This window comes from Rhodoferax sp. (assembly GCF_010365055.1).
Taxonomy (GTDB): domain Bacteria; phylum Pseudomonadota; class Gammaproteobacteria; order Burkholderiales; family Burkholderiaceae_C; genus Rhodoferax.
Genome location: NZ_JAAFHA010000011.1, coordinates 19,741 through 45,328 on the forward strand (window position 1 = coordinate 19,741; position 25,588 = coordinate 45,328).

General features: G+C 61.1%; 19 protein-coding genes and 2 pseudogenes. 9 read left to right on the forward strand and 12 right to left on the reverse strand.

Translation table 11 applies throughout. From position 1 onward, the window contains the following. Window positions 1–15 precede the first annotated feature (15 nt). Both ligA and def read left to right on the forward strand, forming a co-directional pair. The gene (gene ligA / locus GZ093_RS04610; RefSeq protein WP_296482737.1) at window positions 16–2,088 is read left to right on the forward strand and encodes an NAD-dependent DNA ligase LigA; all 2,073 of its coding nucleotides are present in this window, start codon (window positions 16–18) and stop codon (window positions 2,086–2,088) included. Next, entirely contained in the window at window positions 2,075–2,635 is a 561-nt protein-coding gene (gene def, locus GZ093_RS04615; protein WP_296482740.1) for a peptide deformylase, read from the forward strand. Before ligA ends, def begins: the two co-directional genes overlap by 14 nt. A 32-nt stretch (window positions 2,636–2,667) precedes the next feature. Here def and dnaG read toward each other — a convergent pair whose 3' ends face one another. The 3 genes from dnaG to GZ093_RS04630 form a co-directional block, all read right to left on the reverse strand. Beyond that, window positions 2,668–4,545 (reverse strand): DNA primase, encoded by a 1,878-nt coding sequence (gene dnaG, locus GZ093_RS04620; RefSeq protein ID WP_296482744.1) that lies wholly within the window; start codon window positions 4,543–4,545, stop codon window positions 2,668–2,670. A 169-nt stretch (window positions 4,546–4,714) separates the two neighbouring features. Further along, window positions 4,715–5,473: a 3-hydroxyacyl-CoA dehydrogenase gene (locus GZ093_RS04625; protein WP_296482747.1), complete on the reverse strand. Its 759-nt coding sequence runs from the start codon at window positions 5,471–5,473 to the stop codon at window positions 4,715–4,717. A 142-nt stretch (window positions 5,474–5,615) separates the two neighbouring features. Further along, a complete protein-coding gene (locus GZ093_RS04630; protein WP_296482748.1) occupies window positions 5,616–6,689 on the reverse strand; it encodes a quinone-dependent dihydroorotate dehydrogenase in 1,074 nt (357 codons plus the stop codon). A 46-nt stretch (window positions 6,690–6,735) separates the two neighbouring features. On the opposite strand from GZ093_RS04630, the gene rpiA reads away from it, so the two are divergent. Further along, window positions 6,736–7,440, forward strand: a complete 705-nt coding sequence (gene rpiA / locus GZ093_RS04635) for a ribose-5-phosphate isomerase RpiA (RefSeq protein WP_296482751.1) — start codon at window positions 6,736–6,738, stop codon at window positions 7,438–7,440. A 46-nt stretch (window positions 7,441–7,486) separates the two neighbouring features. Here the strand turns inward: rpiA and GZ093_RS04640 are convergent, their stop codons facing one another. From GZ093_RS04640 to GZ093_RS04660, 5 genes are all read right to left on the reverse strand, one after another. Next, the gene (locus GZ093_RS04640; protein ID WP_296482754.1) at window positions 7,487–8,146 is read right to left on the reverse strand and encodes a glutaredoxin family protein; all 660 of its coding nucleotides are present in this window, start codon (window positions 8,144–8,146) and stop codon (window positions 7,487–7,489) included. A 14-nt stretch (window positions 8,147–8,160) separates the two neighbouring features. After that, entirely contained in the window at window positions 8,161–10,200 is a 2,040-nt protein-coding gene (locus tag GZ093_RS04645; protein WP_296482757.1) for a M3 family metallopeptidase, read from the reverse strand. A 126-nt stretch (window positions 10,201–10,326) separates the two neighbouring features. Continuing rightward, entirely contained in the window at window positions 10,327–11,187 is an 861-nt protein-coding gene (folD, locus tag GZ093_RS04650) for a bifunctional methylenetetrahydrofolate dehydrogenase/methenyltetrahydrofolate cyclohydrolase FolD (protein ID WP_296482758.1), read from the reverse strand. Between the two features lie 75 nt (window positions 11,188–11,262). Beyond that, window positions 11,263–11,889, reverse strand: coding sequence for a response regulator (locus GZ093_RS04655; RefSeq protein WP_296482760.1), 627 nt, complete (start codon window positions 11,887–11,889; stop codon window positions 11,263–11,265). Beyond that, the gene (locus tag GZ093_RS04660) at window positions 11,886–14,450 is read right to left on the reverse strand and encodes a PAS domain-containing sensor histidine kinase (protein ID WP_296482762.1); all 2,565 of its coding nucleotides are present in this window, start codon (window positions 14,448–14,450) and stop codon (window positions 11,886–11,888) included. Before GZ093_RS04660 ends, GZ093_RS04655 begins: the two co-directional genes overlap by 4 nt. A 204-nt stretch (window positions 14,451–14,654) precedes the next feature. On the opposite strand from GZ093_RS04660, the gene aceE reads away from it, so the two are divergent. From aceE to GZ093_RS04685, 5 genes and pseudogenes are all read left to right on the forward strand, one after another. Next, complete coding sequence (gene aceE / locus GZ093_RS04665) at window positions 14,655–17,366, forward strand: pyruvate dehydrogenase (acetyl-transferring), homodimeric type (RefSeq protein WP_296482765.1); 2,712 nt, start codon at window positions 14,655–14,657, stop codon at window positions 17,364–17,366. A 137-nt stretch (window positions 17,367–17,503) separates the two neighbouring features. After that, window positions 17,504–19,189, forward strand: coding sequence for a dihydrolipoyllysine-residue acetyltransferase (gene aceF / locus GZ093_RS04670; protein ID WP_296482768.1), 1,686 nt, complete (start codon window positions 17,504–17,506; stop codon window positions 19,187–19,189). Between the two features lie 24 nt (window positions 19,190–19,213). Further along, complete coding sequence (gene lpdA / locus GZ093_RS04675) at window positions 19,214–21,073, forward strand: dihydrolipoyl dehydrogenase (RefSeq protein ID WP_296482770.1); 1,860 nt, start codon at window positions 19,214–19,216, stop codon at window positions 21,071–21,073. Between the two features lie 141 nt (window positions 21,074–21,214). After that, window positions 21,215–21,966: pseudogene (locus GZ093_RS04680) on the forward strand (N-6 DNA methylase); the annotation flags it as partial. Between the two features lie 19 nt (window positions 21,967–21,985). Further along, window positions 21,986–22,168 carry a hypothetical protein gene (locus tag GZ093_RS04685; protein ID WP_296482859.1) on the forward strand — a complete coding sequence of 61 codons (183 nt, stop codon included), beginning with the start codon at window positions 21,986–21,988 and terminating at the stop codon, window positions 22,166–22,168. 64 nt (window positions 22,169–22,232) lie between these two features. On the opposite strand, the gene GZ093_RS04690 is transcribed toward GZ093_RS04685, so the two are convergent. Then, the gene (locus GZ093_RS04690) at window positions 22,233–22,562 is read right to left on the reverse strand and encodes a Fis family transcriptional regulator (protein ID WP_296482773.1); all 330 of its coding nucleotides are present in this window, start codon (window positions 22,560–22,562) and stop codon (window positions 22,233–22,235) included. Continuing rightward, window positions 22,546–22,851 carry a type II toxin-antitoxin system RelE/ParE family toxin gene (locus GZ093_RS04695; RefSeq protein ID WP_296482775.1) on the reverse strand — a complete coding sequence of 102 codons (306 nt, stop codon included), beginning with the start codon at window positions 22,849–22,851 and terminating at the stop codon, window positions 22,546–22,548. Before GZ093_RS04695 ends, GZ093_RS04690 begins: the two co-directional genes overlap by 17 nt. Before the next feature lie 59 nt (window positions 22,852–22,910). On the opposite strand from GZ093_RS04695, the pseudogene GZ093_RS04700 reads away from it, so the two are divergent. Then, window positions 22,911–23,486, forward strand: a pseudogene (locus GZ093_RS04700) (FAD-dependent oxidoreductase); the annotation flags it as partial. Between the two features lie 274 nt (window positions 23,487–23,760). Here the strand turns inward: GZ093_RS04700 and GZ093_RS04705 are convergent. Continuing rightward, a complete protein-coding gene (locus GZ093_RS04705) occupies window positions 23,761–24,756 on the reverse strand; it encodes a glutaredoxin domain-containing protein (RefSeq protein WP_296482777.1) in 996 nt (331 codons plus the stop codon). A 49-nt stretch (window positions 24,757–24,805) separates the two neighbouring features. Then, entirely contained in the window at window positions 24,806–25,546 is a 741-nt protein-coding gene (locus tag GZ093_RS04710; RefSeq protein ID WP_296482780.1) for a ZIP family metal transporter, read from the reverse strand. Between the last annotated feature and the right edge of the window lie 42 nt (window positions 25,547–25,588).

Sequence of the window (25,588 nt, forward strand, 5' to 3'; positions counted from 1 at the left end):
CCGATCGCTCACTTCATGGTCACGAACGATTTGTTCCCACCCCAGGCGCTGCCGCCCGATCCTGCCCATGTGGCGCAGCTCAGGCGCCTGTTGCACGAGCACGCGCATCTTTATTACGTGCAGGACACGCCGACTATTCCCGATGCCGAGTACGACCGCCTGTTTCAGGAGTTGCAGGCGATTGAGGCACAGCATCCAGAACTGGTAGCGCCAGACTCTCCGACGCAGCGGGTCGGTGGTCGTGCGCTCGACCAATTTGCCAGCGTGCGCCACGCCGTGCCCATGCTGAGCATTCGCACGGAGACCGACACCGATGCCAGTGGCGCCCAGAACTTCGACGCCCGTGTGCGGCGTGAACTGGGGCTAGACGAGTCGGCACCGGCCGTGGAGTACGTGGCCGAGCCCAAGTTTGACGGTCTGGCCATGAACTTGCGCTATGAAAACGGGGTACTGGTGCAAGCCGCCACACGCGGCGACGGCGAGGCGGGGGAAGATGTCACGCAGAATGTCCGGACCATCGGCCAGATTCCCCTGCGGCTGCCGAAGGACGTGCCGCCGATCCTGGAGGTGCGCGGCGAGGTTTACATGCGCCGCGATGATTTTGAGAGGCTGAACGAACAGCAGCGCGAGCGCGGCCAGAAAAGCTTCGTCAACCCGCGCAACGCCGCAGCCGGTGCGGTGCGCCAGTTGGACCCGGCCATTGCCGCCCAGCGTCCGCTGAGCTTCTTTGCCTATGGTTTGGGTGAGGTCACACCAGAGCAGACGGGTGGCCCCGCGTTTGGCACACATTATGAGCTGTTGCAGGCCCTGAAAATATGGGGTTTTCCGGTCTCAGCCCTCGTGGGTATTGCACAAGGAGCTCCTGAATTAGTAGCGTATTACGACTTGATCGGCCAGCAACGTGACCCATTGCCGTTTGACATTGACGGCGTGGTCTACAAGGTCAACAGCCTGGCGCTGCAGCGCCGCATGGGTTTTGTGACACGCGAGCCGCGCTGGGCGGTGGCGCACAAGTTCCCCGCCCAGGAGCAGTTGACGACGGTATTGGGCATTGACGTGCAGGTGGGGCGCACCGGCAAGCTGACGCCGGTGGCCAAGCTGGTGCCGGTGTTTGTCGGCGGTGTCACGGTCACCAACGCCACCCTGCACAACGAAGACGAGGCGCGCCGCAAGGACGTGCGGGTGGGCGACACGGTCATCGTGCGTCGTGCCGGTGACGTGATTCCCGAAGTGGTTTCGGTGTTGCTGGACAAACGCCCACCCGGCGCCACAGAGTTCACCATGCTGCGCCAGTGTCCGGTGTGCGCCAGCGCCGCCGTGCGCGAAGACGGTGAGGTTGACTACCGCTGTACCGGCGGGCTGTTCTGCAGCGCCCAACGCAAGCAGGCGATCCTGCATTTTGCCCAGCGCCGGGCGGTCGAGGTCGAGGGGCTGGGCGAAAAGCTGGTTGATCAGCTGGTGGACGGCAACGTCATTCGCATCCTGCCCGACCTGTACCGGCTGGGCCTGACGTCGTTGGCCAGTTTGGACCGGATGGCCGCCAAGTCGGCGCAGAACATCCTGCAAGCGCTGGAGAAATCAAAGCAAACCACGCTGCCGCGCTTCCTGTTCGGGTTGGGCATTCGCCATGTGGGCGAGGCCACTGCCAAAGAACTGGCGCGCCACTTCGGCAGCCTGGACGCGATCATGGACGCGTCATTGGAGCAGTTGCTGCAGGTGAGCGACGTGGGCCCGACCGTGGCGCAAAGCTTGCGCACATTTTTTGATCAGCCGCATAACCGCGAGGTGGTGGATCAACTGCGCGCCTGTGGCGTGACATGGCAAGAAGGCCCGCCGGCACCGGTCACCCCCACGCCGCTCACAGGCAAAACCTTTGTCCTGACCGGCACCCTGCCCACGATGAGCCGCGACGAGGCCAAGGACCAGATTGAGGCCGCTGGCGGCAAGGTGGCCGGTTCGGTCAGCAAAAAAACCACTTTTGTCGTGGCCGGTGTCGAGGCGGGCAGCAAGCTCACCAAAGCGCAGGAACTGGGCGTTGCCGTGCTGGATGAAGCCGGATTGAAGGAGTTGCTTAATGACCGTGCGTGAGATTTTGAAAATGGGCGATCCACGTTTGCTGCGTATCGCGCAACCGGTGACCCAATTCGATTCTGACGAGTTGCATCTGCTGGTCTCCGACCTGCTCGACACCATGCGGGCGGCCGATGGCGCCGGGCTGGCGGCGCCGCAGATCGGGGTCGATCTGCAACTGGTGATTTTCGGTTCCAATGCGCGCAATCCGCGTTATCCAGATGCGCCGATCGTCCCCAAAACCGTGTTGCTAAACCCGGTGATTACGCCTTTGCCAAGGTCTGAAAGTGATCCGACGCTGCTTGAAGTGCAGGACTGGGAGGGCTGCCTGTCAGTGCCGGGCCTGCGTGCCATGGTGCCGCGCTTTGCGCGCATTCGCTATACCGGCTTTGACCAGTACGGTGACCCGATCGACCGCACGGTGGAGGGCTTTCACGCTCGGGTCGTGCAACATGAATGTGACCACCTGATCGGCAAACTCTACCCGATGCGGGTACGGGATTTCAGCAACTTTGGCTTTGCCGACGTTCTTTTCCCGGGCTTGGACGCAAACCACGACGACTGAGGTGGGGCGCGCCCGCTGCGGGCCCAACTCGTTCAGTCAGCGCGTACCGGCAGCGATTCAAGTTTGAAGCGACGGGCCTGCAGCTCGCGGTAGCGTTGCAGTGCGCCCGGGTCGGCTTTGGCCGCCTGGATGGCCTCGGTTTCCTGCACTTTGAGCTTTTCAACCAGCATGCGGTTGAGCAGGTCACGCAATTCGTTGCTGGCCTCGTCGCTCTGCAGCGGGTCGGCCAGTTCGTAATCGCTCATGAGTCGAACGGCGAGCTCTTCCTGCGGTTGCCCACGCAGCCCTTCGCGCAGCGCCACCCAGGCTTGCGGGCCGTGTTCGTGCAGCTGGTTTTCCAGCCAGACAAACAGCGGTCCGTGCGGCTCTGGCAAGTCACACAGCAGGCTATGGTCCTCAGCCGACAGGACTTCAAGCGCCGCCATGTCGCCCAGCAGCAGGCGGGCGGCGTAGTCAGCCCGGCTGATGGGCCGCGCCCGCCCACTCAGCCGCGGGCGCGCCACAGATTTTTTAGATGAATTCTGGCTGTAACCCCCGTATTCATTGGGCAGGTCGCTACGCTTTTCATAACTTCTTGATTTGGCGCCACCTTTGCCTGCCACTGCGGGGTGCCAGACCTCGGTCAATTCGCGCGCGGACAACTGCACCAGGTCGGCAATTTCGCTCAGCAATTGCAGTTTGAGGGCGCCCTCGGGCAGCAGCAGCCACAGCGGTTTGGCATTGCTGGCGAAGTGGGCGCGGCCCTCCGCGGTGTTCAGGTCGCAGCCTTCGCGCGCCGCGTCGATGAGAAAGCGGCTCAAGGGCACGGCTTCGCTCACGTAGCGCGCGAAGGCGTCCTTGCCAAACTCGCGGATGAAGCTGTCGGGGTCGTGCTCAGGGGGCAAAAACAGAAACTTGACGCTGCGCACATCGGTGGCAAAGGGCAGGGCGCCATCGAGCGCCTTGCGCGCGGCTCGTCGGCCGGCCGCATCGCCATCGAAACTGAACACCACGGCATCGGTGAAGCGAAACAGCTTGTGCAGATGCTCCGCCGTGCAGGCTGTTCCCAGTGTTGCGACGGCATTGGCGAAGCCGAGTTGGGCCAGCGCCACCACATCCATATAACCCTCAGTCACGAGCGCGTAGCCCTGGTCGTTCAGCGCGCTGCGCGCTTCAAATAGGCCGTACAGTTCACGCCCCTTGCTGAAAACCGGGGTTTCGGGCGAATTGAGGTACTTGGGTTTGTCGTCGCCCAACACCCGGCCACCAAAACCAATGCATTCGCCCTTGATGTTGCGGATCGGGAACATGATGCGGTCGCGAAAGCGGTCGTAGCGCTTTTCCTCACCCGACGCTTCATCCACATTCAGAATGACCAGACCACTCTCGACCAGCAGGGGATCGTCATAGTTGGCAAACACGCTGGCCAGGCTGCGCCAGCCTTCGGGCGCGTAACCCAGGCCAAACTGCTTGGCAATCTCACCCGACAAGCCGCGGCCCTTGAGGTAGTCCACCGCCCGAGGGGACTCTTTCAGCTGTTTTTTGTAGGCATCGCCCGCTTTTTCGAGCACGCTGTTCAAGGTGCTTTGCTTTTGCCGCTGCTCCAGCGCGCGCGCCCGGTCTTGCGGGCTGGCGTCGTCCTCGGGCACTTGCAGTCCGTATTGCTGGGCCAGGTCTTGCACCGCCTCGACAAAGCTCATGCCCGCGTGCTCCATCAGGAAACTGATGGCGTCCCCACTCTTGCCACAGCCAAAGCAGTGGTAGAACTGTTTGCTTGGGCTGACCGAGAACGAGGGCGACTTTTCCCCATGAAACGGGCATAGGCCCATGAAGTTGGCGCCGCCCTTTTTGAGCTGCACATAACGGCCCACGATCTCCACCACGTCAGCGCGTGCGAGCAACTCCTGAACAAAGGTCTGGGGAATGGACATGCAGTGATTGTAGGAAGGCGGGGACCGCAGGCTCGCTTACGGCCTGATCGACATTGCTTTGGATCTCGGGCGGCCCGGATTCGACCGGCAGCGGCACCAGCCAATGGGCGGCGCGCTGAGGGGCCTCGGCGCCGCAGGGCTGGCGGAAATTCGCTTCGCCGCGTGAAATTTAGCGCGGTGCCAGGCGAATCGCGCCGTCCAGGCGAATCACTTCACCATTGAGCATGTCATTCTCAAAAATATGCTGCGCCAGTTTGGCGTAGTCCTGCGGCGTTCCCAGGCGCGACGGGAACGGCACGCTGGCGGCGAGCGAGTCCTGCACCTCCTGGGGCATGCCAAACATCATGGGCGTGCCAAAAATGCCGGGGGCGATGGTCATGTTGCGAATGCCGTTGCGCGCCAGGTCGCGCGCGATCGGCAGCGTCATGCCAACAATGCCTCCTTTGGACGCGCTGTAGGCTGCCTGGCCAATCTGACCGTCATACGCGGCCACCGACGCGGTGGAGATCAGCACGCCGCGCTCGCCGGTGGCTTCCGGGTCGTTCTTGCACATGGCGTCCGCCGCCAGGCGAATCATGTTGAAACTGCCGATCAAATTGACGGTGATGCACTTGGTGAACACGCCCAGGTTGTGCGCGCCATTCTTGTTCACGGTCTTCTCGGCCGGAGCAATGCCGGCGCAGTTGACCAGGCCCATGAGCTTGCCCATGGACACAGCCTTGGCGACCACGGCCTGACCGTCGGCTTCCTGGCTGACATCGCACTTGACGAAAGCGCCGCCAATGTCTTTGGCAATGGCTTCGCCTTTTTCAACCTGCATATCGGCAATGACCACTTTGCCGCCCTTGGCCGCCAGCATGCGGGCCGTGCCCTCACCCAAACCTGAGGCGCCACCGGTGACGATGAATACTTTGCCTGCGATGTCCATGTGAAACTCCTTGTGATTGACGTTAACGTAAACGTCAATTATGACGCATCGACAACGGCGTCAATGTCTTCTGCCTCGGGACTTCTGGCGCAGCGAATTGGCTCAGGACCAACTAGCAAGCGCTCGCTTGTTGGCCCTGATGTCAGCAACTTGTCTTGATCAGCGCAGCGGCCTGCTTCACCAAATCGGGGCCGCGGTAAATGAGACCGGTATAAATTTGCACCAGGTCGGCGCCTGCCTTGATCTTGCTCACGGCGTCGGCCGCAGTCATCACGCCACCGACGCCAATGATGGGAAAGCCCGGGCCCAAAGCGGCGCGCAGTTGCCCAATGACGCAGTTGCTCATCGCCAGCACCGGCGCCCCGGACAGGCCACCCGCTTCATCGGCATGCGCCAGACCCTGCACGGCGTCCCGACTGAGGGTGGTGTTGGTGGCGATCACGCCGTCCATGCCATGGCGCATCAAGGTGGCGGCAATCACCGCCACTTGGGAAGCAACAAGGTCGGGGGCAATCTTGACAAAGATGGGCGTCTGTTTGCCATGTTGCGCAGCCAAGGTTTGGCGCCGCTTCGCAATCGCGCCCAGCAGGCTGTCAAGCGCTTCATCGCTTTGCAGTGCACGCAGGTTTTTGGTGTTCGGGCTCGATATGTTCACGGCGACGTAGTCGGCATAAGGGTAGACCGCGTCCAGACAAGTCAGGTAGTCGTCGGTGGCGCGTTCCATCGGTGTGGCGGCGTTCTTTCCGATGTTCAAGCCCAACACCATGGGCAGTGGCACTTTTGCCGCGCTGGGGCTTTGACGCTGGCGATAAAACGATGAGCTTTTGACGTTCGCCACAAAGCTGGCCAAGCCCTCGTTGTTAAACCCGAACCGGTTGATCAGGGCCCGCGCCTGGGGCAAGCGAAACAGGCGCGGTTTGGGGTTGCCAGGCTGGGCCAGTGGCGTGACGGTGCCGACCTCGACAAAGCCGAAACCCATGGCGCCCAGACCGTCAATGCAGCGGGCATTTTTGTCCAGCCCGGCGGCCAGCCCAACCCGGTTCGCAAAAGTCAGGCCGGCCAGCGTGATCGGGTCATTCACCCGGCTGGTGCAATAGGCCAGTTGCAAAGGAGTTCCTTGGGTCAGCGCCAGCGCCTGCACGGTCAACTCATGGGCGGTCTCCGGGTCCAGGCTAAATAAAAAAGGGCGGGCGAGGGCGTAAGGGATGAGAGCCATTGGATAATTCCTGCATCGTATTTTTTAACTGACCTGATTTTCACTGATGACAAACCCTGTTTCCCAGTCTGCCGGCGCGCTTTCGCAAGACGAACTCAAAACCCTGGTCGGCCAGGCCGCGCTGCAGTACGTGGCGCCGGGCGAAATCGTTGGCGTGGGCACCGGTTCAACCGTCAACAAGTTCATTGATGCCCTGGCCAGCATGAAGCATCTGATCAAGGGCGCCGTCTCCAGTTCTGAAGCCAGCACGCTGCGCCTGAAGGCCTTGGGCATTCCCGTTTTTGACGCCAATGAGGTGAGCGCATTGTCGGTGTACATTGATGGCGCTGACGAGATCGACGGCCACGGCAACATGATCAAAGGCGGTGGCGCCGCGCTCACGCGCGAGAAGATTGTGGCGGCGCTCGCCAACCAATTTATCTGCATCGCCGATGTGTCCAAACTGGTTGATACCCTGGGCAGGTTTCCCTTGCCGGTTGAAATCATTCCGATGGCGGCACAGCGGCTCACACAACAGTTTGCTGCGCTGGGGGGCCGGGCGCAGGTGCGTCTCAAGGGCGATCAGCCGCTGGTGACGGACAACGGTCAGATTCTCCTGGATGTCACCGGTTTACAGATCACCGACCCGCTGGCCTTCGAGACGCTGGTTAGCCAGTGGCCGGGGGTGGTGACGGTCGGTGTTTTTGCTTTTCAGAAGGCCCAGGTCTGCCTCTTGGGCACGGACCAAGGCGTCAAGACTCTGATCTTTTGATTCGTTGCGGAACAGATATCCAGCGCTGTCCTCAACTGATCAAAGACTAAAACTTGATGCCGGCCGGATTGGCGGCCTTGTCCACTGGTGCAGCACGTAGGGCAGGAGCCACTGCGGGCTGGTTTTCGACCACTGTGGCGGCGGGCGTCGGTTTTTGGACCGCGACCAGTGGCGTGGGGGCCGGCCGGCGGTACTGGGGGGGCAGCACTGAAGCCTTCGGATAACCGGCCGCATCCAAAAATTGCGTCCACTCCGAATCAGAGAAACCCTTGATTTGCTGGCCGCCAATGGTCAAAAACGGCAGCGAGTTCTCGCCACTGATGCGTTGCAGTGCATCCGCGTCTTCGGCGGTAGTCACGGTTCTCTCGGTAAAGGGAATGCCGCGACCGCTGAGGAGCGTGCGACCTGATCCGCAGGGGGCGCAGTTGCTGGAGGTGTAGAGCGTGACCGGGTACTTGCTGAGCACTTGTCGCAACTCAAACGGCAGCGTTGGCGCGTCGGTGCCCATCGCCTTGCCACCCGCATCGGTTGTGGTCACATTGACCGCAGCAACCGGGGGTTTGTCAGAAAACGTGACTTTGCCATCTGGCCCGACGATGCGATAGACGGTCTGCGCCTGCGCCAGGCTCAGCGTGAGTAACAGCGCCGCACAAAGCGCAGGGGCGCCCCATGTCCGAGGGGTGGTTTGATGAACACTGTTTTTCATAAGGGACACTCGCTTCACTGTTTATCAGACATGCCTTGATGCCGCAGCAAGGCCTCAAGCTCGGGTGCGCGCCCGCGAAAGGCCTTGAACGACTCGATGGCCGGGCGGCTGCCACCGGATTCCAAAATGGCTTGTCGGTATTTTCGACCGGTCTCAAGATTCGGCAACCCGTCTTGGCCCACTGTTTCTTCAAAGGCCGCATAGGCATCGGCACTGAGCACCTCGGCCCATTTGTAGCTGTAGTAACCGGCGGCGTAACCCCCGGCAAATATATGGCTGAAGGTGTGCGCCGTGCGGCTCCAGTCTGGTGGTTGCAGCACCGCCACTTCGGCCCGTACCTGGTTCAAAAGGGGCATCAGGTCCAATGCGGGGTCATGGGCGGTGTGCAGCAGCATGTCAAACAACGAAAACTCGATCTGGCGTAGCGTTTGCATGCCGCTCTGGAAGTTCTTGGCCGCCAGCATCTTGTCAAAGAGCGCGCGCGGCAGCGCCTCAGCAGTGTCAACATGCGCGCTCATGTGGCGCACCACGTCCCATTCCCAGCAGAAATTTTCCATGAACTGGCTGGGCAACTCCACCGCATCCCACTCCACGCCGCTAATACCCGACACGTCACGTTCGTTGACCTGCGACAGCAGGTGTTGCAGGCCGTGCCCAAATTCGTGAAACAGGGTGGTGACATCGTCGTGCGTCAGCAGCGCGGGCTTGTCCGCCACGCCGTCGGCAAAGTTGCACACCAAGTGCGCCACCGGCGTCTGCAGTTGCTGGGTGTCCGGGCGTAGCCAGCGCGAGCGCACATCGTCCATCCAGGCGCCCCCGCGTTTGCCGGTGCGCGCCGATGGGTCCAAATAAAACTGGCCGACCAACTGGCCCGCGCGCTCAATGCGGAAGAACTTGACACCGGCGTTCCATACCGGTGCATGGTCTTCGTCGATGCTGACATCAAACAGGGTTTCGACGATTTTGAATAGGCCCGCGAGTACCTTGGGTGCCGGGAAGTACTGCTTGACTTCCTGTTCGCTGAAGGCATAGCGCGCTTCTTTCAGCTTTTCGCTGATATAGGGCCAGTCCCAGGCCTGCGGGTCAGGCAGGTTCAGCTCTTGTAGGGCGAACGCGCGCAGATCGCCCAAGTCATTCTCGGCGAACGGCCGCGCCTTGGTGGCCAGGTCGCGCAAAAAGGCAATGACATGCTCGGGCGACTCGGCCATTTTGGGTACGACCGAGAGTTCGCCAAAACTGCGGTAGCCGAGTAACTTGGCTTCTTCCAGGCGCAAGGCCAGCATCTCATTGATCAGCGCCGAGTTGTCAAACTGGCGGGTGGCCGGGTCGGCCTGATCGGAGGCGCGGGTGACATAGGCGCGGTACAGCTTCTCGCGCAGGGCGCTCTTACGGGCGAACTGCATCACCGGCAAGTAGCACGGCATTTTGAGCGTCAGCTTATAGCCTTCTTTACCTTCTGCTTGTGCCGCGGCCAAGGCGGCCTGCTGCACATCATCGGGCACGCCGTCGAGTTCGGACGCCTGAGCGTAGTAGGCAAAAGCGTCGGTCGCGTCCAGCGCGTTCTCGCTGAACTTTTGCCCCAGCTCGGCCTGGCGCTCCTGGTTGGCGGCAAAGCGCTCGCGGTCGGCACCCACCAGTTCCGCGCCACCCAGCACAAAATTGCGCAGCGCGTTTTTGTGAGCCTGGCGCTGCTCTGCATTCAGCGAAGTCGGGTCAATCGCTTTGTATTTGGCATACAAGCGCTCATCGGCTCCCAGGCGGGTAAAAAACTCGGTGATTTTTGGCAGCGCCTCGTTGTAAGCGGCGCGCAGCTCGGGCGTGTCGGCCACGCTGTTCAAGTGGCTGACGGCGCCCCAGGCGCGCCCCAACTTTTCGGTGGCGACATCCAGCACACTGGCAATGTCGCCCCAAGCGGCCGGAAAGTCAGCGGCTGTCACGGTTTCAAGTGCGGCGCTGGCAGTGGCCAGCAACTGGTCGATGGCAGGCGCCACATGGTCCGGCTTGATCTGGTCAAACAGCGGCAAATCGTCAAAAGAGAGCAGGGGATTGTTCATAAATTCTATTTTGCGGCCTGGAGCCGCCAATTCAAGGGAGACCGACGCCGGGCCGCCCCAAGTCGGTCTGCGGCCCCCTCGGGGGGGCAGCGCAGTACGCGCAGCGACAAGCGTGGGGGCCACACATCAAGCGGTGCGTTCGGCGGCCTCAAGGGTGTTGACCAGCAACATCGTAATGGTCATGGGGCCAACCCCACCGGGCACCGGGGTAATGAAGCCGGCAACTTCTTTTACACCGGCAAAGTCCACGTCGCCGCACAGCTTGCCTTCTTCGGTGCGGTTCATGCCGACATCGATCACGACCGCGCCGGGCTTCACCATGTCCGCGGTCAGCACATTGCGCTTGCCCACGGCAGCGACGACCACATCGGCCTGGCGCGTGTGGTAGCCGATATCCAGGGTGGCGCTGTGGCACACGGTGACGGTGGCATTGGCCTGCAGCAGCAGCAGCGCCATGGGTTTGCCCACCGTGTTGCTGCGACCGATGACCACGGCGTGTTTGCCGCGCAGGTCAATGCCGGTGGTTTCGATCAGCTTCATGCAGCCATAAGGCGTGCAGGGCCGAAAACCAGGCGCGCCGGTCATCAACTCGCCGGCGCTCAAGGTGGCGTAACCGTCGACGTCTTTGGTGACAGAAATCGCCTCAATCACCTTGTGCGGGTTGATGTGTTTGGGGATCGGCATCTGCACCAGAATGCCGTGGATCGTCGGGTCGGCATTGAGGGCGGCAATGCGCACCAGCAGGTCTTCTTCGGTCATGGTTGCTTCGTACTTTTCGAACACCGAGTGCACGCCAGTATCGAGGCAGGCCTTGACTTTGTTGCGCACGTAGACGGCGCTGGCGGGGTCTTCGCCGACCAGAATGACCGCCAGGCCCGGGGTCACGCCGCGTGCCTTGAGCGCCAGCACACGGGTGGCGACATCGGCACGCAGCTTGGCAGAGAGGGCGACACCGTCGATGATTTGACCGAATTGCTGCGTTGTCATGAGTTTCATTCCTATAAGTAAAAAAGCCCGCTAGCCCTTATAGAGGCTGGGCGGGCAGCTATAAATTAAATAGTGTCAAGCTTTGGCAGGGGTTTGTCCCAAGGCAATTTTCAGCAGGTCGGCCACGGTGTTGGCGTTGAGCTTTTCCATGATGTTGGCGCGGTGCGCCTCGACCGTCTTGATGCTGATGCCCAGGTCGTCGGCAATCTGCTTGTTCAGGCGCCCGGCCACGATGCGCTCCAGCACTTGCGCTTCGCGCAGTGTCAGGCGCGCCATCAGGGCGTCCCGGCTGGCCGCACTCTGGTGGTCGGCAAAAGCGTCTTTGGCCTGCTCCAGCATGCGCTCGACCAGTGCCACCAGTTGATCTTCCTTGAAGGGTTTCTGGATGAAGTCCATCGCCCCTTTTTTCATGGTGTCCACCGCCATCGGCACATCACCGTGGCCGGTGATAAAGACGATGGGAAGCGGCGAGTGGCTCTCCAGCAGACGACTCTGCAGTTCCAGCCCGGTCATGCCACCCATGCGGATGTCCACAATCAAACAGGCGACCTCGCGGGCGTCGTAACGGCTTAAAAATGATTCGCCGGATTCAAAGCAGCGAACCCGGTAGTCTTTGCCTTCGAGCAGCCATTGCAGTGAATCGCGTACCGCCTCGTCGTCGTCCACCACGTAAACCGTGCCCTTTTTTGGTATCAAACTCATGTTTTACTTGGGTGTCCTTGGTTGTCTATGGCTTGACCGGGTGGCAGATTTGCCATGAGCGGCGGCACTTCTATCATCGGGATCCAGAATGAGAAGCAGCAGCCGGTCAGCTCGGGGCCATTGTAGAGGTTCTCGGCTTTCATTCGACCCTGGTGCGATTCCACAATCGAGCGGCACAGACTCAAGCCGATGCCCATGCCTTCCGCTTTGGTGGAATGAAAAGCCTCATACAGCCGTGCCATCACCTCGGGCGCGAGCCCTTGGCCGGAGTCCAGCACGGCGAATTCGATCACCGGCTTGTCGTCGACCTGGGTTGGCGCAACGCGCAGCATCACGCTGCGTCGCGCTGTGGCTCGCTGCGCGGCATCCACCGATTCGGCGGCATTCTTTAGCAAATTGACCAGCACCTGCTCAATCAGAATCGGGTCCACCAGCAGGGCAGGCAGGCGCGGCGCGACATAGTGGGTCAGGCGCACGTTGCGCCGACGCATCTCGATTTCTACCAGTTCCACCGCTTCATCCACCATGCTCTCAATGTTGGCCAGCGTGCGGTTGGGCTCGCTGCGTTTGACGAACGAGCGGATGCGATGAATGATCTGGCCGGCGCGCTGCGCCTGCTTGGCCGTTTTCTCCAGCGCGCCCAGCAACTCGACTTCACTGATTTGCTGTGTCTTGATGCGCGACACCATGCCGTTGCAGTAGTTGTTGATGGCCGTGAGCGGCTGGTTGAGTTCATGGGCAACGCTGGAGGCCATCTCGCCCATGGTGATCAGGCGGCTGGCGCTCTGGGCGCGCTCGATCTGGGCCGCAGATTGTTCCTCGGCCACCCGGCGCGCGGTAATGTCAGTGGCAATCACCATCTGCGCCAGGCGACCATCGACCCAGCTCAGATAACGGGTGCGCACTTCCAGCCATTTGCCCAAGGCGTCCACATACAGCTCGGCACTTTCAGACTCGTTATCGTGCAGCGAGTCGGTGGGCAGGCCGGCAAAGGCGTCGACCTGGTCAAGCGATTCATCACTGGTGGCGGTTGCCGGCACACCGGCCTCAGCGACCAGCTGCAGATGTCCGCCCGCTTCAGTGCCGAACCACAGCCGGTACAGTTTGTTGGCAAAAAGCAGCTCATCGCTGCCCAGCGGCGCCACCGAGATCGAGGCATCCAGCGCTTCAAGCACCGTGGTAAAGCGTTCGTGCGAGGCCGACAACTGGTCCCGAATCCGGTTCGGTTCACTGATGTCGGTCATGGAGGTCATCCAGCCGGTTTGTATGCCATGGGCATCGATCAGCGGCGAGACATAGAGGCGCGCCTCGAACAGCGATCCGTCGCGGCGCTTGACGCGAAACTGGATGCCGCTGGCCTGAATCTTGCCGGCCAATTCTTCCTGCAAGCGTGAAGACAGCGAATCAAAATCGGTATCGGGCCAATAGGGGAATGGCGCGCTTCGTCCCACCAAATCGGATTCACTCCAGCCGGTCATGCGGCAAAAAGCCGGGTTGACATAGGTGATGCGGCCTTGCAGATCGAGCGCGCGCATGCCGGTCAACATGGAGTTTTCCATGGCGCGGCGAAAGCTGGTTTCCGATATCAACGCCTGCTGCGCCTGCATCCGCCGGCGCGTATGGCGCCAGTTGGCGATCAGCATCCAGGCCGTCATCAGGCTCAGGGCGTTGACCAGCCAGAACAGTCCACTGCCGACCACGCCCAGCGAGGTTCGGTACGCCTGGGCCCGGATGATGAGGCCATTGCCGACCGGGGACACCGGTACTTCGTAAACATTGACCGGGGTATCCCACGGCAGCAGGCGGGCGCCGGGCTTGCGCGGCGCAATGCTGGTGCCCGCCAGCAAAGTCCCGTTGGCATCACGGAACGAGACCGCGTAGCGCGCTGACACCTCGGCGGGAACCCCGTAACGAAACAGGCCATCGATCGAGTATTCGGCCAGCAGAACGCCCAAGAAGCGGGCGCGGTCGTTGAACGGGATATGCAACTGCAGCACGGCAGGAATGTTGGCGCCTGCCGCGCGCATCGCGTAAATAGGTTGCTGCAGCTCGCGCGCCAGGTTGTAGCTGTTGACAGATTCGCCCGGTTCGAGTGCACTGCCTGTCTTTCTGACTTGCTGCGGCGCCAGACTGGCGGAGCCGAAACTGGCCTTGACGTTGCGACGGCTGTCAATCCAGCTCAAGCTTTGCAGCTCGGGGTATTGGTTAACGATCGCCTCGGCCCGGCTCTGAAACTCGTCGGTGTCGAGTTCCCGGTTCGAAACCTCACGGGCGATGCGCATGAGCTGCTCCTGCCGCTCCAGCAAGCGCAGCCGCAGCCGCTGCTGCGTGTACTCCACATCCCGATTGACCGCTTCTTGCTCCCGGTCGATTTCCTCCAGGCGCAAGTAGCCAAATGCCGCCACGATGGCTGCCAGAAACAACACGACGGCAGCCAGTGGCGCCAGCACGGCAAAGCGGTCTTGCCGCTGCGGTGTCAATCGGTGCCACCAGCGACTCAACCTTGCCAGCGGCGTCAGATTCTCAGGACCGGAGAATGGAAAAAGCAAACTTGAACGCATAGTGCGAAGTGTAGAGGCCTCTGTGTTCAAGTCATGGATGGCCTGTCGCGAGAGGCATCAATGCGATCTTGACCGAACATTATTTCTTAATATGAAATCAATTCGCACGATTTGAAAAATAGAAAAAATATGGCAAAATAAAAAAATTGGCGTTTTTGGAGAATACCAATAACATCAAAATAACAGACCACCCAGGAGACAAATATGTCAGAAGTTCCCGAGAATTTGGTGGGCGCGAGCACGCCTGACGTCGACAGCCAGGAAACCCGTGAATGGATGGATGCTTTGAGCGCCGTCATTCAAAGTGAAGGACCTGAACGCGCCCATTTTTTGCTGGAGCAGCTGCTTGAGCATGCCCGCCAAAGCAGCATCGACATGCCGTTTTCGGCCAACACCGGCTATGTCAACACCCTGGAGCCCGATCAGGAAGAGCGTTGCCCCGGCAACATCGAAATTGAAGAACGCCTGCGCGCCTACATGCGCTGGAACGCCATGGCGATGGTGGTTAAAGCCAACCGGCATCACCCCGTGGACGGTGGCGATCTCGGCGGGCACATTGGTTCGTTTGCCTCGCTGGCGCATATGTTTGGCGCGGGTTTTAACCATTTCTGGCATGCCGAGAGTGAAAACCATGGTGGCGACTGTCTCTATATCCAAGGCCATGTCGCACCCGGTGTCTATGCCCGTGCCTACCTGGAAGGCCGTTTGACTGAAGAGCAGTTGCTGCATTTCCGCCAGGAGACCGGTGGAAAGGGCTTGTCCAGCTACCCGCATCCCAAGCTGATGCCTGAGTTCTGGCAGTTCCCCACGGTGTCGATGGGCCTCGGGCCTCTGATGGCCATTTACCAGGCGCGCTTTTTGAAATACCTGCACGCCCGTGGCATTGCCAACACCGAGAACCGCAAGGTCTGGGTGTTTTGTGGCGATGGCGAAATGGACGAGGTCGAAAGTCTGGGTGCTATCGGCCTGGCCGCGCGCGAAAAACTCGACAACCTGATTTTTGTCATCAACTGCAACCTGCAGCGCCTGGACGGCCCGGTGCGCGGCAACGGCAAGATCGTGCAGGAGTTAGAGGGCACCTTCCGCGGCGCGGGCTGGAACGTCATCAAATTGCTGTGGGGCAGCAACTGGGACCCGTTGCTGGCGCGTGACAAGGACGGCGCCTTGCGCAAGCTCATGATGGACACGCTCGATGGCGACTACCAGTCCTTCAAGGCCAATGACGGTGCCTATGTGCGCAAGCACTTTTTCGGCCGCGACCCGCGCACGCTGGAGATGGTGGCCAAGATGAGCGACGACGACATCTGGAACCTGCGCCGCGGCGGCCATGACCCGCAAAAGGTCTATGCCGCCTACCACAAGGCCGTCAATCACCAGGGGCAGCCTACCGTGTTGTTGATCAAGACCGTCAAGGGTTTCGGCATGGGCAAGAGCGGTGAGGGCAAAAATGCCGTGCACCAGACCAAGAAGCTGACCGATGAAGACATCAAGATCTTTCGCGACCGTTTCAACATCCCGATTCCGGACAGCGAGCTGTCCAAGCTGCCGTTCTATAAGCCGGCTGACGACACGCCTGAGATGCGTTACCTGCACGAGCGGCGCAAGGCCTTGGGGGGCTATTTGCCGCACCGGCGCACCAAAGCCGACGAGAGCTTCACCGTGCCCTCGCTGGAAACCTTCAAAGCCGTGCTCGACCCGACCGCTGAAGGACGTGAGATTTCGACCACCCAGGCCTATGTGCGTTTTCTCAGCCAGTTGCTGCGCGACCAGGCGCTGGGCCCACGTGTCGTGCCCATCTTGGTGGATGAGGGCCGCACCTTTGGTATGGAAGGTCTGTTCCGCCAGATCGGCATCTACAACCCGGAGGGCCAGAAATACACCCCGGTCGACAAAGACCAGGTCATGTACTACAAGGAAGATGCCAAGGGCCAAATGCTGCAAGAGGGTATCAACGAAGCCGGCGGCATGGCAAGCTGGATCGCGGCGGCCACCAGCTACTCGACCTCCAACCGCATCATGGTGCCGTTTTACGTGTACTACTCGATGTTCGGCTTTCAGCGCATCGGCGACCTGGCCTGGGCGGCCGGCGACATGCAGGCGCGCGGCTTTCTGCTGGGCGGCACCTCGGGGCGCACCACGCTCAACGGCGAAGGCCTGCAACACGAAGACGGTCACAGCCACATTCTGGCCGGCACCATTCCCAACTGCATCAGCTACGACCCGACCTTTGCGCATGAGGTGGGCGTCATCCTGCACCACGGCTTGAAGCGCATGGTTGAAAAGCAGGACAACGTCTATTACTACATCACGCTGCTCAATGAGAACTACCCGATGCCGGGCTTGAGTGCAGGCACCGAAGAGCAGATCATCAAGGGCATGTACTTGTGCAAGGCGGGTGCAACGGCGGCCAAGCAGCCCACGGTGCAGTTGCTGGGCTCTGGCACGATCCTGCGCGAATCGATTGCCGCCCAGGAGTTGCTGGCCAAGGACTGGGGCGTCAGCGCCAATGTCTGGAGCTGCCCCAGCTTCAATGAGCTGGCGCGTGATGGCCAGGCCTGCGAACGCCACAACCTGCTGCATCCGGCGCAAACGCCCAGCGTGTCGTTTGTCGCCCAACAGCTCGAAAAACACACCGGCCCGGTGGTGGCATCCACCGACTACATGAAGGCTTATGCCGAGCAGATTCGCTCTTTCATCCCCAAGGGCCGAACCTACAAAGTGCTGGGAACCGACGGCTTTGGCCGCAGCGACTTCCGCTCCAAATTGCGCGAGCACTTTGAGGTCAACCGCCATTTCATCGTGGTGGCAGCGCTGAAGGCGCTGAGTGAAGAAGGCACGCTGCCGGTGGCCAAAGTGGTTGAAGCGATTGCCAAGTACGGCATCAAGACCGACAAGGTCAATCCGCTGTACGCTTGAAACCCTAATCCCGTTCGCCCTGAGCTGGTCGACACCCGACGACCACGCTCAGGGCGAACGGACATCAGATAAACCGTTGGGGCGGCCTGTCGCGAACCGAAGCGCTGCCCTCAACTGAATAGGCATGGAGAGACAACATGGCATTGGTAGAAGTAAAAGTCCCGGATATCGGTGATTTTGATGAAGTGGCCGTGATTGAACTGCTGGTCAAACCCGGTGACACCGTCACCGCCGAACAAAGCTTGATCACGGTGGAGTCCGACAAGGCGTCGATGGAAATTCCATCGTCCGCGGCGGGCGTGGTCAAGGAGCTCAAGGTCGCTCTGGGCGACAAGGTCAGGGAAGGCTCCTTGGTCTTGTTGTTGGAAGTGGCAGATGCTGCCGGCGCCGCTGCTGGCCCTGCCGCTGCGGCACCGGCGTCGGCCCAGGAATTTAAGACAAATCAGGCTGCAGCCCCCGTCCTTCCTTCGCAATCAGCTACTAATACGGTCGCACCCAGCGTGGGCCCGATCGAAGTGCGCGTGCCGGACATTGGTGACTTCAAGGATGTGACGGTGATCGAGGTGATGGTCAAGGTCGGCGACGCTGTCCGGCTTGAGCAAAGCCTGATGACCGTGGAGTCTGACAAAGCGTCCATGGAAATACCTTCCAGCGCGGCGGGTGTGATCAAGGAGCTCAAGGTCAAACTCGGCGACAAGATCAATAGGGGTGACTTGCTGGCGATTCTGGAAGGTGCCGCGCCGGTCGCAACGGCTGCAGCTGCGCCGTCGGCGGCCGCCTCAGCGCTTGCCGCTGCGCCGGTGGCCGCCGCGGCGGCTGTTGCACCAGCGGCTGCCGTGTTGGCCGTGCCCGCACACAGCCCCACATTGGCCCCGTTGGGCCTGCCCCACGCGTCGCCGTCGGTTCGCAAGTTTGCCCGTGAGCTGGGCGTGCCCCTGAATGAAGTCAAAGGCAGCGGCTTGAAAGGCCGCATCACCGACCACGACGTGCAAGCCTTCACCCGCTCGGTGATGAGCGGCGCGGCTCAAACGCTGGCTGCCCAGGCACAAGCCAAAACGGCCGCCGTCGCAACTACCAATGACGGTGCGGGCTTGGGCCTGATTCCGTGGCCCAAAGTGGACTTTGCCAAGTTTGGGCCGGTCGAGCGCAAGGAACTCAGCCGCATCAAGAAGATCAGCGGTGCCAACCTGTTGCGCAACGCGATCCTGATTCCGGCCGTGACCAACCATGACGACTGTGACATCACCGACCTGGAAGCCTTCCGGGTCTCGACCAACAAAGAAAATGAAAAATCGGGCGTGAAGGTCACCATGCTGGCCTTCCTGATCAAGGCCTGTGTGGCCGCGCTCAAGAAATACCCCGAATTCAACAGCTCGCTCGATGGTGACGCCCTGATCTACAAGCAGTACTACCACATCGGTTTTGCGGCGGACACGCCCAACGGCCTGATGGTGCCGGTGATCAAGGACGCGGACAAAAAAGGCATCATGCAAATCTCGGTGGAGATGGGCGAACTGGCCCAAAAGGCGCGCGACGGCAAGCTGAGCCCGGCCGAGATGACCGGTGCCAGCTTCACCATTTCGAGTCTGGGCGGCATTGGCGGGCGTTACTTCACGCCCATCATCAACGCGCCTGAAGTATCGATTCTGGGCGTGTGCCGCTCCACCATCCAGCCGGTGTGGGATGGCAACGTCTTCCAGCCGCGCCTGATGTTGCCGCTCTCCTTGACCTGGGACCACCGCGTGATTGACGGCGCCGCTGCGGCCCGCTTCAACGTCTATCTGGGCCAGATCCTCGGCGACTTCCGCCGGGCGCTGCTTTAACTCCCCACCGATCTGGAACAACAAATGGCACTTATCGACATCAAAGTCCCCAACATTGGCGACTTCGCCGAAGTCACCGTCATCGAGCTGCTGGTCAAGCCCGGCGACACCGTTCGGTCCGAGCAAAGCCTGATCACGGTGGAATCCGACAAGGCGTCCATGGAAATTCCCTGCAGCCACGCGGGCGTGGTGAAAGAACTCAAAGTGGCGCTGGGCGACAAGGTATCCGAAGGCTCGGTGCTGCTGGTGCTGGAGGCAGCAGATGTGGCCATTTCACAAGATTCCAAGCCAAATCCGGCTGTAGCCCCCGTCGCGTCTGCACAGGCAGCTACACAAACAGTAGCATCTGCGGTTGTGAGCGCGCCCATCCCAGCCGTTACTGCCGCCAGCTATGCAGGCGGCGTCGATCTGGATTGCGATTTGCTGGTGCTCGGCGGCGGCCCTGGCGGCTATTCGGCGGCCTTCCGCGCTGCAGATTTGGGCCTCAAAGTCATCCTGGTCGAGCGCTACGCCCAACTGGGCGGTGTCTGTCTGAACGTCGGCTGCATCCCGTCCAAAGCGCTGTTGCACGTGGCCGCGGTTATCGATGAAGTCAGCCACATGGCCGCGCTGGGCGTGGACTTTGGCGCGCCCAAGATCAACGTGGACACCCTGCGCGGCCACAAAGAGAAAGTCGTCACCAAGCTCACCGGCGGCCTGGCGGCGATGGCCAAGATGCGCAAGGTCACCGTGGTGCGCGGCTACGGGGCGTTTGTCGGTGCCAACCATTTGACGGTCGAAGAAACCACCGGCACATCCCAAGAGAAAACCGGCAAGACGCAGACTATTGCGTTCAAGAAGTGCATCATCGCCGCGGGCAGCCAGGCCGTGCGCTTGCCCTTCATGCCAGACGATCCGCGCGTGGTGGACAGCACTGGCGCCTTGGCCTTGAAGGCAGTACCCAAGCGCATGCTGATTCTGGGCGGCGGCATCATCGGCCTGGAAATGGGCACGGTCTACAGCACGCTCGGCGCCCGCCTGGATGTGGTCGAAATGCTGGACGGCCTGATGCAAGGCGCCGACCGCGACCTCGTCAAGATCTGGCAAAAGATGAACGCCCCGCGCTTTGACAACATCATGCTCAAGACCAAAACGGTGGGCGCCAAAGCCACTGCGGCCGGTATCGAGGTGACGTTTGCCGCAGCGGAGGAGGGCGGCACCGCCCCGGCGCCGCAGACCTACGACCTGGTATTGCAGGCCGTGGGCCGCACGCCCAACGGCAAGAAGATCGCCGCCGACAAGGCCGGTGTAGCAGTGACCGATCGTGGCTTTATCAACGTCGACATTCAGATGCGCACCAACGTGCCCCACATCTTCGCCATCGGCGACATCGTGGGCCAGCCGATGCTGGCGCACAAGGCGGTGCACGAAGCCCATGTGGCGGCTGAAGTGATCGCAGGTGAATTACAAGGCAACAAGGAACTGGCCAGCGCCGCCTTCAACGCCCGCGTCATTCCCAGCGTCGCCTACACCGACCCCGAAGTGGCCTGGGTCGGCCTGACCGAAGACCAGGCCAAGGCGCAGGGCATCAAGGTCAAAAAGGGCCTGTTCCCCTGGACCGCGTCAGGTCGCGCCATTGCCAACGGCCGTGATGAAGGGGTCACCAAGCTGCTGTTTGACGACAGCGAGGAGGCGCACGGCCACGGCAAGATACTGGGTGGCGGCATGGTCGGCACCCATGCCGGCGACATGATCGGCGAGATTGCGCTGGCGATCGAGATGGGCGCCGATGCCATCGACATCGGCAAAACCATCCACCCGCATCCGACGCTTGGGGAATCCATCGGCATGGCGGCGGAAGTGGCGCATGGGAGTTGTACTGATTTGCCGCCCGCCCGTAAGTAGACCAAGCATCCAAGCTACCCAGCAAAGGGCCCGAACCCTCACCGGTTCGGGCCTTTTGCTGGGTGGGTGGATTCCGCATACAAGCAGTCACAGTCGTGGGTAATTCATAAAGCGAACAGCCCTTAGTCAGTCGATAACGTCACCGAGTTCGACATCTACCACGGCGACACGCTGACGAACGACTGGGACAACCTGCGCGAGCTGAACCCCGCCAGGAAACCCGCGTTCGACGCCATCGTCGCCAATCCGCCCTTCAGCTACCGCTGGGAGCCCACGGACGCGCAGGCTGACGACGTGCGCTTCAAGAACCACGGCCTCGCCCCCAAATCTGCGGCGGACTTTGCCTTTCTGCTGCACGGCTTTCATTTCCTGAAAGACGAGGGCGTGATGGCCATCATCTTGCCCCATGGGGTTCTTTTCCGTGGCGGTGCCGAGGAACGCATCCGCACCAAGCTGCTCAAGGATGGCCACATCGACACCGTGATCGGCCTGCCCGCCAACCTTTTCTTTATTCCACCGGTATCCCGGTTTGCATTTTGGTGCTCAAGAAATGTAAGAGGCCGGACGACGTGCTCTGCATCAACGCGGCCGAGCACTTCGTCAAAGGAAAGCGCCAGAACCAACTGACGAATGAGCACATCGCCAAGATCATCGAGACCTACCAGTTCCGCAAGGAAGAGCCCCGCTATGCCCGCCGGGTGGAGATGGAAGAGATCGAGAAGAACGACTACAACCTGAACATCTCCCGCTACATCAGCACGGCGGTGGGCGAGGCGGAGATTGACCTGGCAGCGACGCATGGCGAGTTGGTCAAGATTGAGAAAGCCATTGCGACGGCAAAGCACAAGCACGATGCATTCCTGAAGGAGCTGGGCCTAAGCCCGTTGCCATAAATCGGTCTGGCTAACAGGTGTGACCGCATGGCCAAAGCCCCTCAGTTCGCCATCGGCGACATCGTGGGCCAGCCCAACGGGCGCTGACGCCGTGTACATCGGCAAGATCATCCATGCCCATCCGACGCTGGGCGAGAGAATTGGCATGGCAGCCGAGGTAGCGCACGGCAGCTGCACGGACTTGCCGCCGGCGCGCAAGTAGATTGCTAAGACGCTACTGAATCAGTAGCTGGCCGCGCAGATTCCGTGAGGGCTGCGCTGCTTTCTTATGCGGCAGTAACCCGCGTGCGTTTGGTATCCCGTTTCAGCCGAATTTCTACGGTTCTGCCAACCGCACTCGCCGCTTTGATCAACGTATCGAGCTGGATGGACAGGTTGCTTGGGTCAAGCACCCGGTCCAGTTGGGAGCGGCTGGTGGCCATGCGCTGCGCCATATTCACTTTGCTGAGTTTGCCGCTTTGCATGGCTTCGTCCAACTGCTCGGCCAATGCCCGTTTGAGGGCGCGGGCCTGTACCTCTTCAAAGATGCCATCCTCTTTGAGAAAATCATCAAAACTGCTACCCGCGTGTGGGTTTTCTTTAGTCGCTTTGGCCATTTTTCCACTCCTTCAGGCGTTTGCTTGCCAGTTCAATATCGGTTGGGTTCGTCTGCTGGGTTTTCTTGATAAAGGCGTGCAGCAAAATCATTTCTGACTGCTCCACAGCGAACAATACTCGCGCAATTCGGTTGCCAATCTTGCTACGCACCTCCCAGATTGAGCCTCGCAGGTGATCAACTATGGCTTGTCGATCGACTTTATCCAATGCCTTCAACCATTCGCGCACCGGTTCGTCGCCACTGGCAGAACGATAAAAGATGGCTGGCATTTTTCTCGTTGAAGACATGAGTTAATTGTACCTTATAAAGTACTTTATTGACTTCGAGTTTGTCTGACGCTCGCCGCTTCATCACTGTCGACATCCAGATGCGCACCAACGTGCCGCACATCTTTTCCATCGGCGACATCGTCGGCCAGCCGATGCTGGCGCACAAGGCGGTGCACGAGGCGCATGTGGCTGCCGAAGTTATTGCTGGCGAGTTGCAGGGCAACAAGGAACTGGCAGCCGCTGCGTTCAACGCCCGTGTCATCCCGAGCGTGGCCTACACCGACCCCGAAGTGGCCTGGGTCGGCCTCACCGAAGACCAGGCGAAGGCGCAAGGCATTAAGGTCAAGAAGGGCCTGTTCCCCTGGACTGCCTCCGGCCGGGCCATTGCCAACGGCCGCGACGAAGGCGTCACCAAGCTGCTGTTTGACGACGGCGACGAGGCGCACGGCCACGGCAAGATCCTGGGCGGCGGCATGGTCGGCACCCATGCCGGCGACATGATCGGCGAGATTGCGCTGGCGATCGAGATGGGCGCTGACGCCATCGACATCGGCAAAGCGATCCACCCGCACCCAACCCTTGGGGAATCCATCGGCATGGCGGCGGAAGTGGCGCATGGGAGTTGTACGGATCTGCCGCCGGCACGCAAATAGTTCCCGCTTTGTTCCCCAGCAAGAAGCCCGAACCGTCGCCGGTTCGGGCTTCTTGCTATCTGGTCGCATGACGTGAGCAAAGGTGCCGAGGCCGTAGGAGTGTGCCGGTGTGCGACCGCCCACACCTGACGGCCCACTTCTGCCCCCGCCTGGCGGTGCGCCAGTGGGTGCTATCTGTGCCAAGGCTGCGCCCCATCCTGCAACGTGACAGGTCGGACCTGAGCATGGGAACTGGCAGCCCAATCTGCAGCAGACGACGAGTTCGATCAGCGCGTCAATGGGAGGGCGAGGTGAGGCTGGAGTAGTGGGTTGCGGGGCCGAGGGCTTGTTGCGTCAGAATCGCGGTGTACATGGCGGGCAAGCCGGCCGTGCACAACAGTTCGATGAAGTTCACCACCACGGCCAGGGTCGCCGCGCCCAGCAAGGCCAGTGGCAGCGAACGCGCCTGCACCACCTGGCGCATGCGGGCGTACAACCCCGGCTTGGCCGCAGCAGGAATCGACAGGGACAGGCCTTGAGGGCCAGCTGCGAAGTCCTTGATGTTCACCGCCGCAATGAGCAGCGCCAATACCGCCAGCCCCATGCGTACCGCATCTGACAGACCCACGGCCAGAAACACATTCAGCCAGGCGGCCATGAAGATGTAGTAGACAGCGCCGCTGACCAGCACAAAGGTACCCGCAATCAGCGCCATGCGCCGGCGAGCGTGCAGGTGCACCAGCAGCGACAGTAGAAACAACAGCACCCACATGGCGCAGGGGTTGAAGCCGTCAAGCAGGCCGATCGCCAGCGTGAACAGCGGCAAGCCCAGTTCGGTAACGGTCAGGGTGCCCCACCGGCCAGCGTCGATTGTGTTTGGCGGCGGCGTTGACGCGGGGGTGGACAGCTGGCCCGGTGCCGCACAGTCCACCAACGCGGCCAACTCGGGGCCGGACTGCTGCGCATCGGCAAAACCCACCAGCACCCGGCCCTGAAACACAAAGGTAGGCACACCCGGTGGCCAGTAACCCGCCTGCTCGGTGATGCGCACCAGGGCATCACGGGCGTTGGCATCCTCGTCCACCGCACGATAGACGACGCGCAGCCACGGTCGCTCGCGGGCGAATAGGGGCAGGTAAGCCTTGGCCTCGGCGCAGTGCGGGCAGTCCTGGCGCACGAACACTTCCAGCACCGGGGCCTCAGGGCTCTGCGGCGGGGGTGCCTCTGCCAAAGCCAGCCATGGCAGTCCACACCACAGAAGCAGGCCCAGCACCCAACTTCGGAAAATCATGCCGTTCTTCAATGTGCGAATGGGACGAGCGCAATGGTGTTGACTCCAGTCAGCGCGCGTGATGCATGAAGGCGATGGTTCCGATGCCGGCCAGCAGCAGTAGCAATTGGAGGGCTGACTGCCACGATGTCGTTCGACGATGCAGCGACGGGACGAGGTCTGCCAATGCGATGTAGATAAAGCTCGCTGCGGACAGCGCCAGGATGTAGGGAATTGCCACCTGTATATGCGCCAGCCAGAAATAACCAGCTAATGCCCCCGGCAGCGTTGCGCTGGCCGACAGCATGTTGAGCCAGAACGCCTTGGCCCGGCCGTAGCCACTGTCGAGCAGGATAGCGAAATCACCCACTTCCTGCGGCACCTCATGGGCGATCACCGCCAGGGCGGTGGCAATGCCCAGTGGCACCGAAACGAGAAACGCGGCCGCAATGACGACGCCGTCGACGAAGTTGTGGAAGGCGTCACCGATCAGAATCAGCGCGCCAGTGCGGCCAATATGGGCTGGACAGTCCCTGTCGTGGCAATGGCGCCACAGCACAAGCTTCTCCAGCACGAAAAACAAGACCAACCCACTCAGCACCGTCGGCAGGATCAGTCTGGCGTCACCGCGCACCAGTGCGGTTGGAATCATACCCAGGAAGGCGGCGCCAAGCAGCACGCCTGCGGCATAGCTGATCAACGCTGGGACGAGCGCGTCCCGGACTGCCAGCGGAAACACCAGCAACAGCGCAGCACCGGCAGCTGCCCCGACACTGCCAATAAGCGAGAAGGTGACGATCCAGAGCAACAACACTTGACGCAGGCAAGATCAGGATCGCAATGTCACCGCGCG

Bases quoted from the DNA above. Each gene is read 5' to 3' on its own strand.
- folD (WP_296482758.1), bottom strand. From the start codon at position 11,187: ATGACAACGCAGCAATTCGGTCAAATCATCGACGGTGTCGCCCTCTCT.
- ligA (WP_296482737.1), top strand. From the start codon at position 16: ATGGTCACGAACGATTTGTTCCCACCCCAGGCGCTGCCGCCCGATCCT.
- def (WP_296482740.1), top strand. From the start codon at position 2,075: ATGACCGTGCGTGAGATTTTGAAAATGGGCGATCCACGTTTGCTGCGT.
- GZ093_RS04705 (WP_296482777.1), bottom strand. From the start codon at position 24,756: ATGATTTTCCGAAGTTGGGTGCTGGGCCTGCTTCTGTGGTGTGGACTG.
- dnaG (WP_296482744.1), bottom strand. From the start codon at position 4,545: ATGTCCATTCCCCAGACCTTTGTTCAGGAGTTGCTCGCACGCGCTGAC.
- lpdA (WP_296482770.1), top strand. From the start codon at position 19,214: ATGGCACTTATCGACATCAAAGTCCCCAACATTGGCGACTTCGCCGAA.
- GZ093_RS04630 (WP_296482748.1), bottom strand. From the start codon at position 6,689: ATGGCTCTCATCCCTTACGCCCTCGCCCGCCCTTTTTTATTTAGCCTG.
- aceF (WP_296482768.1), top strand. From the start codon at position 17,504: ATGGCATTGGTAGAAGTAAAAGTCCCGGATATCGGTGATTTTGATGAA.
- GZ093_RS04645 (WP_296482757.1), bottom strand. From the start codon at position 10,200: ATGAACAATCCCCTGCTCTCTTTTGACGATTTGCCGCTGTTTGACCAG.
- aceE (WP_296482765.1), top strand. From the start codon at position 14,655: ATGTCAGAAGTTCCCGAGAATTTGGTGGGCGCGAGCACGCCTGACGTC.
- GZ093_RS04625 (WP_296482747.1), bottom strand. From the start codon at position 5,473: ATGGACATCGCAGGCAAAGTATTCATCGTCACCGGTGGCGCCTCAGGT.
- GZ093_RS04695 (WP_296482775.1), bottom strand. From the start codon at position 22,851: ATGTCTTCAACGAGAAAAATGCCAGCCATCTTTTATCGTTCTGCCAGT.
- GZ093_RS04655 (WP_296482760.1), bottom strand. From the start codon at position 11,889: ATGAGTTTGATACCAAAAAAGGGCACGGTTTACGTGGTGGACGACGAC.
- GZ093_RS04660 (WP_296482762.1), bottom strand. From the start codon at position 14,450: ATGCGTTCAAGTTTGCTTTTTCCATTCTCCGGTCCTGAGAATCTGACG.
- GZ093_RS04690 (WP_296482773.1), bottom strand. From the start codon at position 22,562: ATGGCCAAAGCGACTAAAGAAAACCCACACGCGGGTAGCAGTTTTGAT.
- rpiA (WP_296482751.1), top strand. From the start codon at position 6,736: ATGACAAACCCTGTTTCCCAGTCTGCCGGCGCGCTTTCGCAAGACGAA.
- GZ093_RS04640 (WP_296482754.1), bottom strand. From the start codon at position 8,146: ATGAAAAACAGTGTTCATCAAACCACCCCTCGGACATGGGGCGCCCCT.